Source organism: Erythrobacter sp. S158, from assembly GCF_057364915.1.
Genome location: NZ_CP200279.1, coordinates 1,492,824 through 1,508,829 on the forward strand (window position 1 = coordinate 1,492,824; position 16,006 = coordinate 1,508,829).

Below are 16,006 nucleotides of genomic sequence, written 5' to 3' on the forward strand. Positions count from 1 at the left end.
CACATTCCCACTATTCAGTGTTGACCGAATGCTCGAAAAACAGTGCAAGGATCGCATCGGCATGGCGTTCAACCCATTCCGGCGTAGTTGGATCAACGCCGTAGATTTCCTGAATTTCCTGGGCCAACATGAACGGCATCTGGGACGCTGCGACCAAGATGTAAGTGATCGATATCTCCTCAATCTTTGGCCACAGTCCTTGCGCCACATGTTTGTCGCGTGAGCGATGGCCAGCGCGGTGCTGCGGCGCGATAAAGTTCTCGATCATCCATCTAAACCGATCGCTGCCGTGGATAGATTGCTGCACCATGATGCGCGCATGCTCCGGGTGGCGCGCGCAGTAGCGGACATATCGCCGGATGCCGTTCTTGAGCCGGTCGAACTCGCTTAAGTGGTCCTCGCTGCCTGGCTCGATCGCCAATTCGGCTTCCATTCGTTCGAAAAGAAAGGCCACCGCTTCTTTCCAAAGTTCTTCCTTGTTTGTGAAATGATGCCGGATAAGCCCATGATTTACGCCGACACTGCCTGCGATCTCGCGCACGCTTGTCGCGTCAAAGCCTTTTTCGGCAAAGATCTGCAGCGCCGCGTCGAGAATTTGACCACGGGTCTTGAGGCGTTGCTTCTCACGCTGATTCAAAGGAGGCTCTGCGTTCATGTTCAAAGCCTAGCTTGGCGCTCTGCGCGAGGCAACTAGGCCGACCGTACAGCAGCCAGCTCGGCTACAATCTCGCGGTGGCGCACCGAGGTGAGCGGGTAAAACCAAAGCAAAGCGATCGCACCGGCAAGAAAGCCTGCAGGCAATAGCGTCATGATGATTTTGATGGACGACAGTGTATCTGCTCCCTGCTCGGCATTAGGGGTGTAGCCGACCCAATCTAGCAAAAAGCCAAGCAGCGCCGCCGCAATACCAAAGCTGACCTTCTGGACAAATGACATGAGGCCAAAGGACAGCGATTCCACGCGCTTACCTGTTTGCCATTCGCCGTATTCGACTGTGTCAGGCAGCATCGACCAGAACGACAGGTAACTTGCTGCGGTTCCGGCAGCGCCAAGCGCGAAGAGCGCAGTCACGACTGGGACAGTCTCCACCGAATTGACATAGATCGCGAGTGACACGAGCAACGAAATCGTGAGGCCCGAAATCCAGATGGTCCGCTTTTCTATACGCGTAGCTAGCCACGCCCAAGCGGGGATGAGAATTGCAGCGCCGCCGGTCATCAGAGCCAGAGCCGTACCCGAGGCGGCTTCGTCTCCCAAAGTATATTTGTAGTAATAGATCAGTGTCTTACTCGTCATTACGCCGCCCATGAAAAGCAACGCGGTGGCAAGCCAGACAAGCACAAAAGCACGATTGCGCGCCAAGGCGCCGAGCGCATCCCAGAGGCCGATGGCTTGCTCGCTCATTTCAGCTTCGTCCAGTGCTACCGGCTCCTGCGTCGTGGCGAACAGAAAGATGAAGATCGGCAGGGACAACGTTGCGAAGCAGACTGCTGTCCAGAAAAACCCCGTCGCCAAATCGCCCTGTCCGAAATACTCGACAAGTCGCAAGGTGGTGAAGGCGACGAGAAAGCCACCTGAAGTGGCTGAAACCATCCGCCAAGCGGAAAGCTCGTTGCGGACCGAAGAACTGCGTGTGATGCGTGCCGATAGCGATGAATAGGGTATCGACATGACCGTATAGAACGTGCGGAACAGCACATGTGTCGCCGCAGCATAGACCACCAACGCTGTATCCTCGAACGCGGGCCGATAGAACATCAGCACCATAGTGACCGCGAGCAACGGTCCTCCGAAAAGGAGATAGGGCCGGTAGATTCCCCATCGTGAGCGCGTGCGCTCAGCAAGATAGCCCATGACGGGATCGCTGACCCCATCCCATACCATCGCGACCAGAAATATCAGACCGGCAGTTGTCGCAGACAGCAGTAGCACGTCGGTGTAGTAATAGAGCAAGAACATGCTGGCGGTCGACCAGTATAGGTTGAACCCGAAATCACCGAAGCCATAAGCCGCTCGTCGCCAGCGCGGCAGTTCGCCGGTCTGCACGTTACTCATCGGATGCAAGAGCCTGATTCAATCGCTCGATCAGCGCCTGCTTTTCCGGTCCGTCCGGAATGACATGCTCAAGCCGGTCGAAGGCGCCCGGCTGCCGCAGCCAGCGTTCAGGAAATTCGGCCGCGCGGCTTCCATCCTGAAGGCGGAAGACGGCCCCCTGGTTAAACTTGCGGCTAAACGTGATGCTGCGCGCTCCGTCGCGAGAAGCAAGGCCAGCAAAGAGGCGCAGCCGCATGTCGATCAGCACGACCTCATAGTCCGCGTTGGCTACGAGATTGCGCGTTTCGTGAGGATCGGCTGAGAGGTCGAACAGCTCCTCTGTGTCCCACACCCCGTGATACTGGATGTATTTGAAACGATCATCACGCAGCGCGAATGTCGTGGGAGTCTGGGGATAGTTGAACTCCCAGTAATACTCATAGACGAGTTCGCTTCGAGGAGACGTCGCTTCTCCACGAAGTGCGGGGGCAAAACTGATCCCATCAGCAGCTTCCAGTGGCTCCGCTCCCGCAAGGTCAAGGACCGTCGGTGCGAGATCGATGTTTGCGACCAGCGTCTCAAGCTCGCCTTCCGCAACGAGGTGTCGCGGACCCCACACAATCATCGGCACGCGCATAGAGGCTTCGTACGCGTTGCGCTTGTCGATCAGGCCATGCTCACCAAGCAGGAAGCCATTATCGCTGGTTATGAAAACAATCGTATTTTCCAGCTCACCCAGACTCGCCAGCGTCTCCCTCAGGCTGCCGATGCTGTCATCGACGCTTCGCAAGGTCTCGCGATAATCGCGGCGAAATTCACCCATGGCGAGCACATCATGATAGGCGAATTCCACACCGTGCCAGCTGTTGCGCTGATTGGTGACCCACATGGGCGTACCCAGCTCGTCGCCGGTGCGCGAGGCAGAGAGGTCCGGAGAACTCGGCATCAAAGTTCCCGCATGGCGATCTGCTGGAGTAAACGGTGCGTGCACACCTTTGTGCGCGACGTAGAGCAGGAACGGGCGATCACGCTCCAGACCACTTAGCCATTCTGCCGAGTATTGGGTCAGCTCGTCGGTGACGTATCCTTTTTGCGGCACAACCTCGCCATTAATGTTGAGCATCGCCGGGCGGCCCAGAAGATCGCGCGGACGATAACTTCCCTGTCCAGGAAAGCTCACCCAATGGTCGAACCCCCGCCTCGGGTCGGCTCGCGTTCCCATATGCCATTTGCCAATCAGCGCCGTTTGATATCCCACCTGCTGCAATCGCTCAGGAAAGATTGTGAGATCATCAGCCAGAGGCACATTGTTGTCGACCACGCCGTGATTGCGCATGGCCATGCCGGTCAGAAACGAAGCGCGGCTTGGTGAGCATAGAGATGTTGTGACAAAAGCGTTGCGCATCACAACACCTTCCGCTGCCAAGCGGTCCATAGCCGGGGTCGGCACAGTCGCGCCCATGTATCCCAGCTCATCAAAGCGCAGGTCATCGACCAAGACGACGACAATATTTGGCGGTGATTTACTCGTCTCGGCACGAGCAGCTGAGATTGATGATAGCAAAACTGCAGCGAATGCGAGGCTCAAACCGAGCATTTTTTGCCCGACAGAAACCGAGTGATTTCTAGAGGTCATTGTAGATTTCTGTTTCCCTCCGCTTTGGAGAATTGACAGTGATGAGCCGCGCGGGAGAATTTACTAGGCCCGTTAGCCGCGCTTGGCGCTACCGCTCCCGCTTATTAGAAAAAATGGTGGCACCAGCCCGAATACGGACCGGCGCCACCAGGGAGAGGCTCGTTGCATCAAAATGAGAACCGTGCGCGAGCTCCGATGTAGCGCGCGAAATCCCGGGGGACATACTGGCTCAGAACTCCTCCGAACAGCGGGTCGGCGAAGACATTGGTGGCGTAGAACTGATCAAATACGTTGTTGGCGAAAAGAGATACGGCATAAGAACCGTCCTCGGCTTCGATGCCTGCTTCCAGATTGATCACTGCGAAGTCACCTTGGACTGTTCGTGGATCGCCGACCAAACTGAAATTGACTTCACTTTGCCAGCGCCCGGTGACCTGAACAAATGGCGCAAAGGCCTCGCCGATCGGGATGGATTGACGGACCACGCCCGTCAGTCGCCATTCTGGCGCGTTGGGCAAGTCTCCGCCCGATAGGTTCTGAAGGTTGGCAGTGATATCATCGGTCGGATCGGTCGGCGTACCGCCATCATTCAAAGTGACGGGGACGCAGCCTTGCTCAACAGTCTGGCCGAAGAAGCACGAAGCGTTTTCAAATTCGCGAATGGACGCGTCGGTGTATGAGACCCCCCCCTGGATGAAGGTGTATTCACTCGGCTTGTATAGCGCTTCGAGTTCAACTCCTCGTGTGCGAACCGAGCCGACATTTGTCAGGCGCGTTTCGGCGGTCAAGAGGTTGTTTGGATCCTCAACAAGCACGGCAGCCTGCTCTTGGAAATTCTCAAAGTCAGTCTGGAACAGCGCGAGGTTGAGGATCAAATCGCCGTCGAGAAGTTCCGATTTGATGCCAAATTCGTAAGCATCTGAGGTTTCTGCCTCAATCGGCTCAACATCGGGCGGCGCGCCAAAGCCAACATCTATTCCACGCCCCTTATATCCGCGAGCGTAACGTGCATAAGCGTTGAGGCCTGGCGTGAACTCGTGACGCAGCCCGATTTCTCCAGTGAACGCGGTATCTTCCGTCTCACCAAAAATCTGCGCGAACACGCCGGTTGCGCCGCCAAAAGGGCGATCGCCGGGTTCGAGAACATTGGCTGGGTCGCGATCAATCCGATATTCCAAGGTCTCATTAATCAGGCGCGCTCCGCCAAACAGAACGGTCTCATCGGTAAGGTAGACGTTGGCACTGCCGAACAAGGCTAAATTCGTGGTGGTCACGGCAGAGCTGAACTGTCCGCTTTGGTTGAGGCGGAAGATATTGCCTCCACCAATTGGAACAGCAATCTCAAAACGCCGCCTAAACGTACGATCAAGGTCAAGAATGAAGGCAAAGCCACCAAGCACAAAGTCAACTGGCGGCCCTTGCGGAGACGTAATGCGGACCTCCTGTGACATCTGAGTGATGTCGGTCGTGCCGCTGTTCAGATCGAACGTGATGATGCCAGGCTGCGGCTCTTCGAGCGGCAGCAGGTCCACGTCGATGTTGTTCTCAAATTCATATCCGCGATACGCTGAGATTGATGTCAGTGTGTAGCCGCCCCCAAGGTCGAGTTCAGCCTTGCCGGAAACGCCCCACTGATCGCTGTCGTTGAACACCGGCGCATTGACATTACTCTGGGCGTTTTCGTCCGAAGCGACGACGGGAAGCAAGAGGCTGTCGAGGCGTCCGTTCGCCCCTGCGCCGACGACACCGCTCGTATCGCGCGCGACGTAGATACAGCAATCCTGGCGGGACTCCCGATAATCTCCAATGAGAGTGAAGCGGAAGTCTGGATCGGGTTCGAACAGGATCTTGCCGCGCAGCCCCCAATTTTCGTAGCCATTGAGGTCACGGCCGTCAGCTGCATTGTCGATATGGCCATCAAAACTGCGATAGAACCCTGTTAGCCTTCCGCTGAAATCTCCGCCGATCGGCCCAGAGACTGTACCGCGAACCTGATATTCACCGCCCTCGGCAATCGCCGCATCGACATTGCCCGACACGTAGTCGGTCGGTTCTTTCGTTGTAACCGAAATCACACCTGCCGAAGCGTTTTTACCAAAAAGTGTAGATTGCGGTCCGCGCAAAATTTCGACGCGATCAATATCAGCCAAGTCCTGAAAGCCCATGGCTTGCCGCGCCATCACCACATCATCGACCACGACTGAAACGCTCAATTCAACCCCTTGCGAAAACACCGAAGTGCCGACGCCGCGGATATTGATGGAGTTGTTCTGATCGTTCGTGGACTGCGTGAAGGTTACGCTTGGCGCAATTGCAGTCAGCGTCTCTACTGACGCAACGCCTGTGTTATCGAGAACCTCACCGCTGAGCGCGGAAACGGCAACAGGCACTTCTTGAAGGCTCTGCTCACGGCGGGTTGCCGTAACAATAATGACGTTGCCAACTTCTGCTTCTGAACTCTCGGTTTCGTCCGCCTGCTGGGCGTACCCCGGCACCGCCACGCAGAATGTCAGGCATGATGCCCCCGTGAGTAACAAAGTACGTGTCATTTCCTCTCTCCCCAGAGACGGTTTTCGTTATCCAATCGGTTATCGAATTGAAATTTGCCTGCGTCAAGTCATTATCCGATCGTATCATCATTACTCTTGACTTGACCGCCTGCTCCCGTAGCTATCCGTGTGGATAACGAGTTCAGGGCTGCAGAGCGCCTGTACCAAGCCGATAAGGGAGAAAAGCGTGCAGGACCTTTCGCCGCGTAAAGGCATGAGTGCCACACAAATTGCGCGAACCGTCGAGCAAATCATCGCGGAAGCATCGCTAGAAGAAAAAGTGGCGATGATGAGCGGCAAGGGCTTCCTAACCCAGATCCGCGAGGATGAAGGTGAATGGGGCAAGCGTCCCTACCGTGCAGGAGCCGGGCTCGATCGGCTGAAAGTGCCCTATCTCTGGTTTACGGATGGCCCTCGCGGTGTCGCCCGCGGCCAGTCGACTTGCTTTCCTTGTTCGATGTCACGCGGCGCGAGTTTCGACACGGATCTCGAACGGCGAATCGGCGAAGTCATTGGCATCGAAGCGCGCGCGCAGGGCTGCAATCTCTCAGGCGCTGTCTGTATCAATCTGCTTCGCCATCCAGCCTGGGGCCGCGCGCAGGAGACGTATGGCGAAGACCCGCATCATCTGGGCGAAATGGGGGCCGCGCTCGCAATGGGCATTCAAACGCACAATGTGATCGCCACAGTCAAGCACTTCGCGCTCAATTCGGTCGAAAACACCCGTTTCTCGATCGACGTCAGCATCGAGGGTGACGTGCTCCACGAAGTCTACCTGCCGCATTTCAAACGCGTGCTCGACGCCGGATGCGCGAGCGTGATGAGCGCCTACAACAAGATGAACGGAGAATACTGCGGGCAACACTATGAATTGCTCACTGATATTTTACGCGGGGAATGGGGCTTTGATGGGTTCGTCCACTCGGACTGGCTCCTCGGCGTCTACAAACCCTATGGTGCGAGCGCCGGCCTCGACATCGAAAACCCCGAACCAGTCGTTTATGGCGAGAACCTCGTGAAGGCCGTCGAAACGGGGCAGATCGCGCCCGATGTGATCGACACCGCCTGTCGCAGAATCCTGACCACGCTGTACAAATACCTGGCAGATCAAGACCCGCTACCTGAATACACGGACGATTTGGTCGCTTGCGCAGACCATCGCGCTGTTGCACTTGAAGCTGCAGAGAAGGGCGCTGTACTGCTGGAGAATGATGGCACGCTTCCTTTGTCCCAAGACATTGGCAAACTCGCTGTCGTCGGGCCACTCTCCGATCTTGAGAATACGGGCGATTTCGGATCGAGCAGGGTGAACGCGCCTTACGTCATTACACCGTTTCAGGGCCTCCGAGACTATCTTGGTGAAGAGCATGTCATTCAAGCCGATGGTGCCGATGCCAAAACTTTGGAGCAGGTTTTCAACCAAGCAGACGCAATTGTAGCAGTTGTTGGCTACACAGCTGATGACGAAGGGGAATACATCCCCGGCGATCTCGTTCCGCAAATGCCGGACGCGGCCAAAGAGATGATGGAAGACCGGCATGGCGACCGCGAACCGCGCGGCGGCGACCGTGCTTCGCTTTCGTTGCCTGATGATCAGATAGCCTTAATCGAAAAAGCCAAGGCCACCGGCAAGCCAGTGATCGTCGTGATCGTTGCCGGGTCGGCAGTTATGGTCGAGGAATGGCGCGAGGGGACTGCCGCCATCCTCCAGACATTCTACTCAGGGATGGAAGGCGGAACCGCCCTCGCCCGATTGCTGTTTGGGCTGGTCAATCCATCGGGTCGGCTTCCGTTTACCGTTGCAAAGGACGCGGAAGACTATCCGTTCTTCGACCGCACGGCGACCGCAATCACCTATGACCGCTGGCATGGATACACGAAATTCGAACATGAAGGCCGGGAGCCGCGCTATCCGTTCGGTCATGGCCTGAGCTACAGCCAGTTCGAAACACGAGCACTCAAGATCGTCGACCGCGGCATCGATCTTCAACTGACCGCCTCGGTTACAAACGCAGGCTCGGTTGCTGGCAGCCAAGTGACCTTGATCTTTGTTCGGTCTCCCAAGACCAGCGATCAAGATACCGAACGCCTGCTCAAAAGCTTTGCCCGCGTACATTTGGAGCCGGGGGAGACGAAGAGTGTGGTCGTAACTATCAACAAGACCGACCTGCGCCGTTATGACTCCGCAACTCGTGAGTGGTTCTTGCCCAAGGGCGTGTTCCGCTTCGAAACAGACGAAATCTTCCAAGAAATCATGCTGTAGTCACCGCCCAGAAAAGCGGAAACCGTACGTTAACCATTCAATCCGATAAGGAGTTATCCAGACGGATAGCGAGAGGGATGGGCAACGTGTCGCGGTTCAGCAAGATCGAAGTCGAAGGCGCCCCGCCCTTTGCGAACGAGGGCATTTCCATAAACTCATCTGCTCGCTCAAATGCCTTCAACCTTGGCTCCGATGTCGACGACCTTCGGCAGGAGATGCGAGAACTTATCGCGCCTCACATCGACGAGATCATGGCAGCGATAGCGGAGAAGCTTTTTGCGCATGCTCCCGTTCGCGAGGCGCTGTCCGCGTCCGACAATTCCGATGCAACCGAACACGGCAAGGAGCACTTCCTTGCAAAGCTGGCCAAACCGATTGATGCGGATTGGATGACAATGTGCGGAGAGTTCGGCAACTTTGCTGTCTCAGTGGGAATGCCGACATACGTCGCGCTGTCGACAATACATGCTGGATATGAAAAATGCCTCGAGCTTGTAATCCGCGAAGGGCATCCCGACCCAGACCGTTTCGTTCTCATTGCGCAGGTCGTACACCGCCTAACGTCGCTTGAATGCGAGACGGTTGTCGCCGTCATGCATGAGCAGGTCAAACGGCAGCAGGATGATCGAATTTCGCATCTCTCCAGCGGCTTCAACTCCGAAGTCGGGCAGTCAGTCAACGACATTGACAACTCAATGGAACGCACTCGAACCACTTTAGGCCAGGTCGTTGCCAAAGGATCAGAAATGCAAACGACGTGCAATGAAGTGGCAGCATCTGTTCATCAAAGCGCAAGCGCAATGGAAGAGGCAGCCAAAGCTTCAGGAAGTATTTCAAATGCAGTTTCCGTGCTTCGCCATAAAACCGAGCAGGGCAAAGTTCGAGCGAGCGAGGGCTCAGAGCGATCACACTCGGCTTTAGTGGGCATTGAGCAACTTAAGGAAGCCACTAGCGATATTGGGCAGATCGTAAAGCTCATCAGTGACATTGCCGAGCAAACCAACATCTTGGCCCTGAACGCCACAATCGAGGCGGCCCGCGCCGGAGCTGAAGGCGCAGGCTTTGGCGTCGTGGCAAAAGAAGTGAAAGAACTGGCCCAGCGCGTATCCGAAGCCACGGCCCGGGTCAGTTCGAAGGTCGAAGTAATTCGGGATGTAGCCCATGAGATCGATGACAGCGGTCGCCAGAGCGCTATGATCCTCCAAGATCTTTCAGGCCAGAGTTCGGATATCTTCGAAGAGCTCGACACTCAAAGCCAAGCGCTGTCGAGCATCGCAGCGGCCATCGATGAAACCGCGGCGGTTGCCCGTCACTCGACCGAGAACCTTTCCCACATGACGCAAAGTGTTGCTGTGGTGGGTCAAGAGATCACTGAGGTTCAGCGTGTCATTGGCGATGTCAGCAACAAGGTCGAGGGCCTCAAATCGGGCGCCGATCGATTTGTCGAGGAGCTTGAATCGCAGCTCCGCGTCCGCGCCTGACGGAACCACCAGGAGGCGTGCGATTGCTCCGGCCCTACCGCAGAACCTCGAGTGCCTCCGGTGGTGCGTCATAGACCAAACGAAATCCGACATTGCTAGTGCCCAGCCCCGGGTCTCTGCCCTGCCGGGACTGCGGACGATAGCGCTGGCAGTAGTTGGGCGCACAAAGAAATGATCCCCCTTTCATAACGCGAGTTACGAGGCCCGGGTTGAGCGGATCGTAGGCATCGGTTTCGCTTGGCCCACTGGGACGGTCGCGGTCAGCGGGATCATGCCCGGGGCGATAGAAATCGCCGGTGACTTCCCAGACGTTGCCGGTCATGTCGTAAAGACCGAAAGCGTTAGGCAAGAAGCATCCCACCGGCGCAGCGCCATAGAAGCCGTCTGCCTCCTCATTGACGACAGGAAACACTCCCTGCCAACTGTTGGCCTGTTCACCAGATGGCTGCTCGGCACTGGCGGATTGGCCGGCGCTCGCTGCGTATTCCCATTCCGCTTCGGTGGGCAGCCGCCCACCTCGCCAATCGGCATATGCCAGCATATCCGCATGTGCGAGGTGCACCACGGGCTGTTTCGGTTCGTATGCTGGTCCGCGAGGCCCATCGGGTCTTTTCCAGGAAGCCCCTGGAACATATTGCCACCAGTCTTGATACCGGTTTGACGGCCTATCTGGCGGAACGAAGACGGCAGAACCCGGCTTCAGCAGGTCCTGGGGGATGCTCTCACGCGGCACGCCCAACACTTCCACGTCGACCGGTTTTTCAGCTACGGTGACATAGCCCGTCGCTTGCACGAAGGCTGCGAATTGCGCGTTGGTCACTTCGTGCGGATCGATCCAGAAACCGTCCACCGTGGTTTCGCGTTCAGGGCCTTCTTCAGCGTACACCAGTTGCGAGCCCATCATGAAGGTGCCGCCTTCTACGCGAACAGGTTTAGAAGGCACCGGAGCGCAAACGCGCGTCTGAACGACTTTCGGCTGATCCGCTTCGCTTCGCTCGCAGGCGCTCAACGTCGCAAAAGTTGCGCAGGCTGTTATGGCTATTGGAATGCGCATTCGCATGGTTCTCACCGAACGGACTTGGTGACTGTCTCACTTGGCGCGTAACCATATCGAATAGCTTTGGCAGTCACCACTACCCCCGCGTCAACATCGAACGGACCGGAATAAACTGTGCCGGGTGAAGGCTCGTCCTCGCCGAAAGCATAAGCAATGCTAGCTCCCGGCGTCGCGCTGGTAAGCGTGACGCGGCCATCCTGCACCAAGATTGATGGGGCCGCTGTTACTGGCTGCACCATTCCCGGCCACATCGCCTCAATCATTTCGGCTTCTGGGATGGCACTCAAATCGCCCGTCCGCTCGATCCACGCATCCATTGCTCCGCGCATACGGATAAGCACTTCCTGATAAGCGGGGTCGTCTGCCAGATTGTAAATCTCATCCGGATCAGCCTGCGTGTCATAAAGCTCTTCAGCTGCGCTCGGTGAGTTGATTAGGCGCTGCGCTGCGGGCGGAAGCGCACCCTCCCCCGCAACCCGCCAGAATTCTTGCATTGCAGGCTGAGCATCACGAAAGGCAAGCGGGCGCAAGATCGCAAGTTCAGGCCTGTAATTGCGTATGTATTTAAATCGATCGTCGCGCGCAGCCTTCACCCGGCCTTCAACGCTATCGTGGCGATCTGCCGCTGCAAAAACGTAGTCGCGCTGCGCTCCAGACACGAAGTTTCGCCCCTGGATGAATGACGGTCGGTCTACACCCGCCCATTCCAGAATTGTGGGTGCGAGATCGACGAAGCTGACAAGTCGGGTGTCCACCTCTCCGGCGCGGCGCTCATCAGGAAAGCGAACCATAAGAGGAACCTGAAGCCCGCTGTCATAAAGCGTGCGCTTCATACGCGGCAGGCCATCGCCATGATCGGTTGTAACGATTATGATGGTTTCGTCGAGCAACTCGTCGGCATCCAATCGCGCGATGATCTCGGCCACCTTGCGTTCGGCGAAGGCAATGTTGTCGTAATGCGTGGCAATGTCCCGGCGGACGACGGGCGTGTCTGGCAGATAGGGCGGAACCTCGACATCGGCAGGATCAGTCAGCCTTTCTTTGCCAGCAAGGTCGCGCTGATTGCGCTGCGTCACCGCGTTGAGCAGCGGATTGTCGCTCTCGCGATCCTCCGGCCAGATGTAACTCTCATGCGTCTCATAGATGTTGATCATGGCAAAGAAGGGTTGGCTATCCGCCCGACCCCGCCAGTCCGCATCGGGCGCATTCGTGTCCCAGATCGTGAACGGATCGCCAAACTGGTAGTCCGTCTTGACATTGTTTGAGGTGTAGTAGCCCGCCGCTCTCAAAAGCTCGGGAAAGGCTTTCACTTCTGGCGGAGGCACGGCTTCGTACTCGATCGGACCACCACCAGTCATGCCGGGAACGGGCGAGTTGGTGCGCATCTGGTGCGTACCGAGCGTCTGCTGGTGCACTCCTGTGATCAACGCGGAACGGCTAGGCGCGCACACCCCTGCAGTTGTAAACGAGTTGGGATAGCGAACCGACTGCCTCGCCAGCGTATCAATACTGGGTGTCCGAGCAAGCTCGTCGCCGAATGCACCCCAGCGCGGGCTCAAATCTTCAAACACGATCAGCACAATGTTGGGGCGTGAGTTTTGCGGTGCGTCTGCCAAGCTGGGTCGTTCGGGAGCCATGCAACCAGCGACACCCAGAACGGCAAGGAACAGAACCATGCTTCTTACAAACGCCACTTGCAAATCTCCTCACCCTTCGTCAACTTACTCTCCAAACGTATAACGAAGTAAGCGCCAGCCGCAAGCGAGCGCTACATCGGCGACTGGGAGAGTGGAATGAAAGCGAAAATCATCGACCGCCTGCTTGTGGCATGTGTCGGCTTGCTGGCTTTCACACAAGCTGTCGTTCCCGCCCATGCTTCCGGGCGACCCAATATCGTGCTCATCTACGCCGATGACTTGGGATATGGCGACGTCTCGATCTACAATCCGCAATCGCGCATTCCAACGCCGCATATTGACGCGCTCGCCCGAAACGGGACGTGGCTTCGCGATGGCCATTCGGCCAGCACCGTTTGCACGCCGTCGCGCTATGCCCTCCTGACCGGTCAGTACGCATGGCGGACAGAACTTCGCACCGGCGTGCTCATGCCATGGGGACGCCCGGTCATTTCCCCTGACCTCGTTACGCTTCCCGAGTATCTGCAGGATGCCGGTTACGACACCGCCCTGATCGGCAAATGGCATCTCGGGTTTGAATGGCCGTGGAAGAACGGCAATCGCCCGCCCGATGACGAAATCTTGCAACAAGGCTGGATCAGCATCGCCCGAAATGAGCAATTCGATTGGTCGCGGCCGCTGAAAGGCGGCCCGACCGACCACGGCTTCGAATATTATTTCGGCGACGACATTCCGAATATGCCGCCTTATGCCTGGATCGAGAATGATCGTGTTGTTGCGGACCGTCTGATCGACGTCTCGCGCTCTGCATTGATCAGCGTCGGTTTCACGGCAGGCATCCACGGAAGCGGCCCAGGAGAGCCGGGATGGCAACTCGATCAAGTCATGCCGCAGCTAGTTTCAAGCTCAGTTGACTACATCGCCGATCCCATGCGCGAGCAGACACCCTTCTTCCTGATGGTCTCGCTCACTGCACCCCACACACCGGTCGTCCCACTGCCGGAATTCGATGGGAAGAGCAGTGCAGGCACTTACGGCGATTTCGTCGTGCAGACTGATGCGGCTGTCGGATCAGTCATGGAAGCGTTGGACAACGCAGGATTACGCGAGAACACGATGGTGATTGTGACGAGCGACAATGGACCGGAGTTCACGGCCTATCGCCAGTGGCGCCGCTTCGGCCACGACTCGGTCGCAGGTCTGCGGGGCGTCAAGTCCGATACATGGGAGGGTGGTCACCGCGTGCCATTCGTCGTCTCGTGGCCTGCGGGTGGTATCAAGAGAGGCAACCCCAACGATGCCCTTATCTCGCAAATTGACCTCTACGCGATGATGTCTGCGATTCTGTCCCGGCCCATGGGCGAGAACGCGGCTCCTGACAGCGTCAACGTTTTGGAGGCTCTTTTGGGAAGAGACTACCAGGGGCGCAAAGAGCTCGTCTATCACGGATCACGCGGCATTCTGGGGCTGCGAGAAGGACGCTGGGCTTTTTTACGAGGGGGCGGTTTCGGGCGTTCGCCCGTTCCCGTCTGGTCCGAACCTCAATGGGTACGTACGGAACGCGGTGTGCGCGTCGACGGCGCCACAGAGGATGCGCTCTATGACCTGACGAACGATCCCGGACAGCTTGAAAACGTCATCGCTAGATATCCGGGCATCGCCAATAGGATGAATGCGAGGCTGGCCGAGATCGAGCAGCCCTGACCCGCATGCAACCTGATGCGTTAAGTTAGATACGTCCGCAGGATCATACTGACTAACCGTCTTCACAACTGTGATATGCCGCCAACCGGATCTTGCCGCCTATTCCTCATCCTTGAATGATCGTCCAACGATCCTGTCTAGCGCTCATTGATTCCTTTGGGCCTTTAGTGCGAGCCGGATCAGTGCTTCACGAAGGGCAGCTTTTAGTATTAAGGCGCCCAATAGCGGACTGGCCGCTTCCGGCCCAACTCCGGTCATAACCTTTTCCAAGCGCTAAATGGGCCGGTAGCGGAATGTCTGTTGCAAGCTGATTTGAGCGAGAAACCAGACGTTCCGCTCGCTACCGCTTGATTTACACTGCTGCTTCAAGGCCCGCTGTACCGTGGAGTACGTTGCAGTTCATGTTCCACCATGTAACTAGAGCAGTCTCGGTTCGGTCCAGTAAAGGTGCACATTTTCCGGATAGCCAGGACAGAATCTTAGCATTCTCAGAACCGAATTTGCGCTCGCATTTGTAGAGAGGTCTCACTCACCGCGTCCCCTGATCTATCAGGCGTGAGTTCGGAGTGGATCACGTTTATCCCGAACCGGAGTTTGTAGTTCAGATACCAGTTCAGCACCGCACCATAGTTCGTCTCTTCTCCGCCTGTGACGTTCTCATCGGCCAAGTCGAGATAGCTTGCTCTCACGCCGATCTCGAATGCTCCAATTCGGCCATTGGGACGGATCGCTGTGGGGACGCCTCTGCTTCGAGAGTAACCCCGACGTGCATCGCCGATTAGCCATGCCGCCTGTACAAATCCTCCGTCAAAAGATGCGGAACCTGTTTCGGTATCGACTGATCGATGAACGCCTTGAGCCTGCAGTAAGAGGGGTCCGTCAATGTAGAGGCCTTCAAGCGCGAGCCCGGTCGTATTCGTTGCGTCAGCAATGCGGCGTGTGTCGAGGCGCGATCTTGCAAGGGACAGCTCCTGACGCGATCGGAAACGAGGCTCGGCCTCACTGACAAGATCGCGATGCTCCACAGCTGCACCGAAATGCAGAATCCGATCCCTCTGACCAATCGGCAGATAGACAGCGCGTCCAACATAGCTTGTCCCTTCTCCGGAAGGGTCGCTGCCATCGATGGGGTCAAAGAAAACGCCAGCTTGGATGGACCAATCGCCGGGTGAAGCGCTCAGAGCAGCGCCCGCGTTAAAGCCCGGTGCGAGTGCCCCGGGCAGAGCGCGCTCCATAAATAGCAGATCGTTCGATTCCATCATCTCTTCGATGCTGAAGGGCACGACCATTTGCCCTGCACGAATGCCGATACCGTCGATGCCGCGATAATCGATCCAGAAATTGCGGATGCCCTCGCGGCTTGGCGCAAAATCATAGTCTGCGCGTAAGCGCAAATCGCCGGGCAGCTTCACGCCCACCTCGATACGGGCGCGGCGAAAGGCGGTTTCGTTTCCCCCGAACTCATCCGCAGTGATTACGGTGTCGAGGTGCAAGCGGCCGCCGACGGTGACTTCAACCTCGTCCAGGTCAAACGACAAACCGCGTTCATCGAAGTCTATCTTCGGGTCGTCCTGCGCCAACGCTGGTGAATTCAGGCACAGCGCGGCCATGAGGCCAAAGGCCCCTAGTGTGCGAATTGTCATGA

10 protein-coding genes are annotated in these 16,006 nt (G+C 57.0%); 3 read left to right on the top strand and 7 right to left on the bottom strand.

Annotated elements, in window-relative coordinates:
* Positions 1-10: 10 nt before the first annotated feature.
* From AC0V6T_RS07450 to AC0V6T_RS07465, 4 genes are all read right to left on the bottom strand, one after another.
* Complete coding sequence (locus AC0V6T_RS07450) at positions 11-655, bottom strand: TetR/AcrR family transcriptional regulator (RefSeq protein WP_486125653.1); 645 nt, start codon at positions 653-655, stop codon at positions 11-13.
* A 35-nt stretch (positions 656-690) separates the two neighbouring features.
* A complete protein-coding gene (locus tag AC0V6T_RS07455; protein WP_486125655.1) occupies positions 691-2,055 on the bottom strand; it encodes an MFS transporter in 1,365 nt (454 codons plus the stop codon).
* Positions 2,048-3,622: a sulfatase family protein gene (locus AC0V6T_RS07460; protein ID WP_486125657.1), complete on the bottom strand. Its 1,575-nt coding sequence runs from the start codon at positions 3,620-3,622 to the stop codon at positions 2,048-2,050. The genes AC0V6T_RS07455 and AC0V6T_RS07460 overlap by 8 nt, the downstream gene beginning before the upstream one ends.
* Before the next feature lie 215 nt (positions 3,623-3,837).
* The gene (locus AC0V6T_RS07465; RefSeq protein WP_486125659.1) at positions 3,838-6,219 is read right to left on the bottom strand and encodes a TonB-dependent receptor; all 2,382 of its coding nucleotides are present in this window, start codon (positions 6,217-6,219) and stop codon (positions 3,838-3,840) included.
* Positions 6,220-6,433: 214 nt separating this feature from the next.
* On the opposite strand from AC0V6T_RS07465, the gene AC0V6T_RS07470 reads away from it, so the two are divergent.
* Entirely contained in the window at positions 6,434-8,482 is a 2,049-nt protein-coding gene (locus tag AC0V6T_RS07470; RefSeq protein ID WP_486125661.1) for a beta-glucosidase, read from the top strand.
* Positions 8,416-9,963: a methyl-accepting chemotaxis protein gene (locus tag AC0V6T_RS07475; RefSeq protein ID WP_486125663.1), complete on the top strand. Its 1,548-nt coding sequence runs from the start codon at positions 8,416-8,418 to the stop codon at positions 9,961-9,963. Before AC0V6T_RS07470 ends, AC0V6T_RS07475 begins: the two co-directional genes overlap by 67 nt.
* A 34-nt stretch (positions 9,964-9,997) precedes the next feature.
* Here AC0V6T_RS07475 and AC0V6T_RS07480 read toward each other — a convergent pair whose 3' ends face one another.
* Both AC0V6T_RS07480 and AC0V6T_RS07485 read right to left on the bottom strand, forming a co-directional pair.
* Positions 9,998-10,906 (bottom strand): formylglycine-generating enzyme family protein, encoded by a 909-nt coding sequence (locus tag AC0V6T_RS07480; protein WP_486125665.1) that lies wholly within the window; start codon positions 10,904-10,906, stop codon positions 9,998-10,000.
* A gap of 122 nt (positions 10,907-11,028) precedes the next feature.
* The gene (locus AC0V6T_RS07485) at positions 11,029-12,714 is read right to left on the bottom strand and encodes a sulfatase-like hydrolase/transferase (RefSeq protein ID WP_486125667.1); all 1,686 of its coding nucleotides are present in this window, start codon (positions 12,712-12,714) and stop codon (positions 11,029-11,031) included.
* A gap of 99 nt (positions 12,715-12,813) precedes the next feature.
* Here AC0V6T_RS07485 and AC0V6T_RS07490 point away from each other — a divergent pair, with 99 nt between their 5' ends.
* Positions 12,814-14,361 (top strand): sulfatase family protein, encoded by a 1,548-nt coding sequence (locus AC0V6T_RS07490; protein ID WP_486125669.1) that lies wholly within the window; start codon positions 12,814-12,816, stop codon positions 14,359-14,361.
* Positions 14,362-14,849: 488 nt separating this feature from the next.
* Here the strand turns inward: AC0V6T_RS07490 and AC0V6T_RS07495 are convergent, their stop codons facing one another.
* Positions 14,850-16,004, bottom strand: coding sequence for an OprO/OprP family phosphate-selective porin (locus AC0V6T_RS07495; RefSeq protein WP_486125671.1), 1,155 nt, complete (start codon positions 16,002-16,004; stop codon positions 14,850-14,852).
* Positions 16,005-16,006: the final 2 nt, after the last annotated feature.

Coding starts and splice junctions, on each gene's coding strand:
- AC0V6T_RS07495 (WP_486125671.1), bottom strand. CDS start 16,004: ATGACAATTCGCACACTAGGGGCCTTTGGCCTCATGGCCGCGCTGTGC.
- AC0V6T_RS07465 (WP_486125659.1), bottom strand. CDS start 6,219: ATGACACGTACTTTGTTACTCACGGGGGCATCATGCCTGACATTCTGC.
- AC0V6T_RS07470 (WP_486125661.1), top strand. CDS start 6,434: ATGAGTGCCACACAAATTGCGCGAACCGTCGAGCAAATCATCGCGGAA.
- AC0V6T_RS07450 (WP_486125653.1), bottom strand. CDS start 655: ATGAACGCAGAGCCTCCTTTGAATCAGCGTGAGAAGCAACGCCTCAAG.
- AC0V6T_RS07455 (WP_486125655.1), bottom strand. CDS start 2,055: ATGAGTAACGTGCAGACCGGCGAACTGCCGCGCTGGCGACGAGCGGCT.
- AC0V6T_RS07490 (WP_486125669.1), top strand. CDS start 12,814: ATGAAAGCGAAAATCATCGACCGCCTGCTTGTGGCATGTGTCGGCTTG.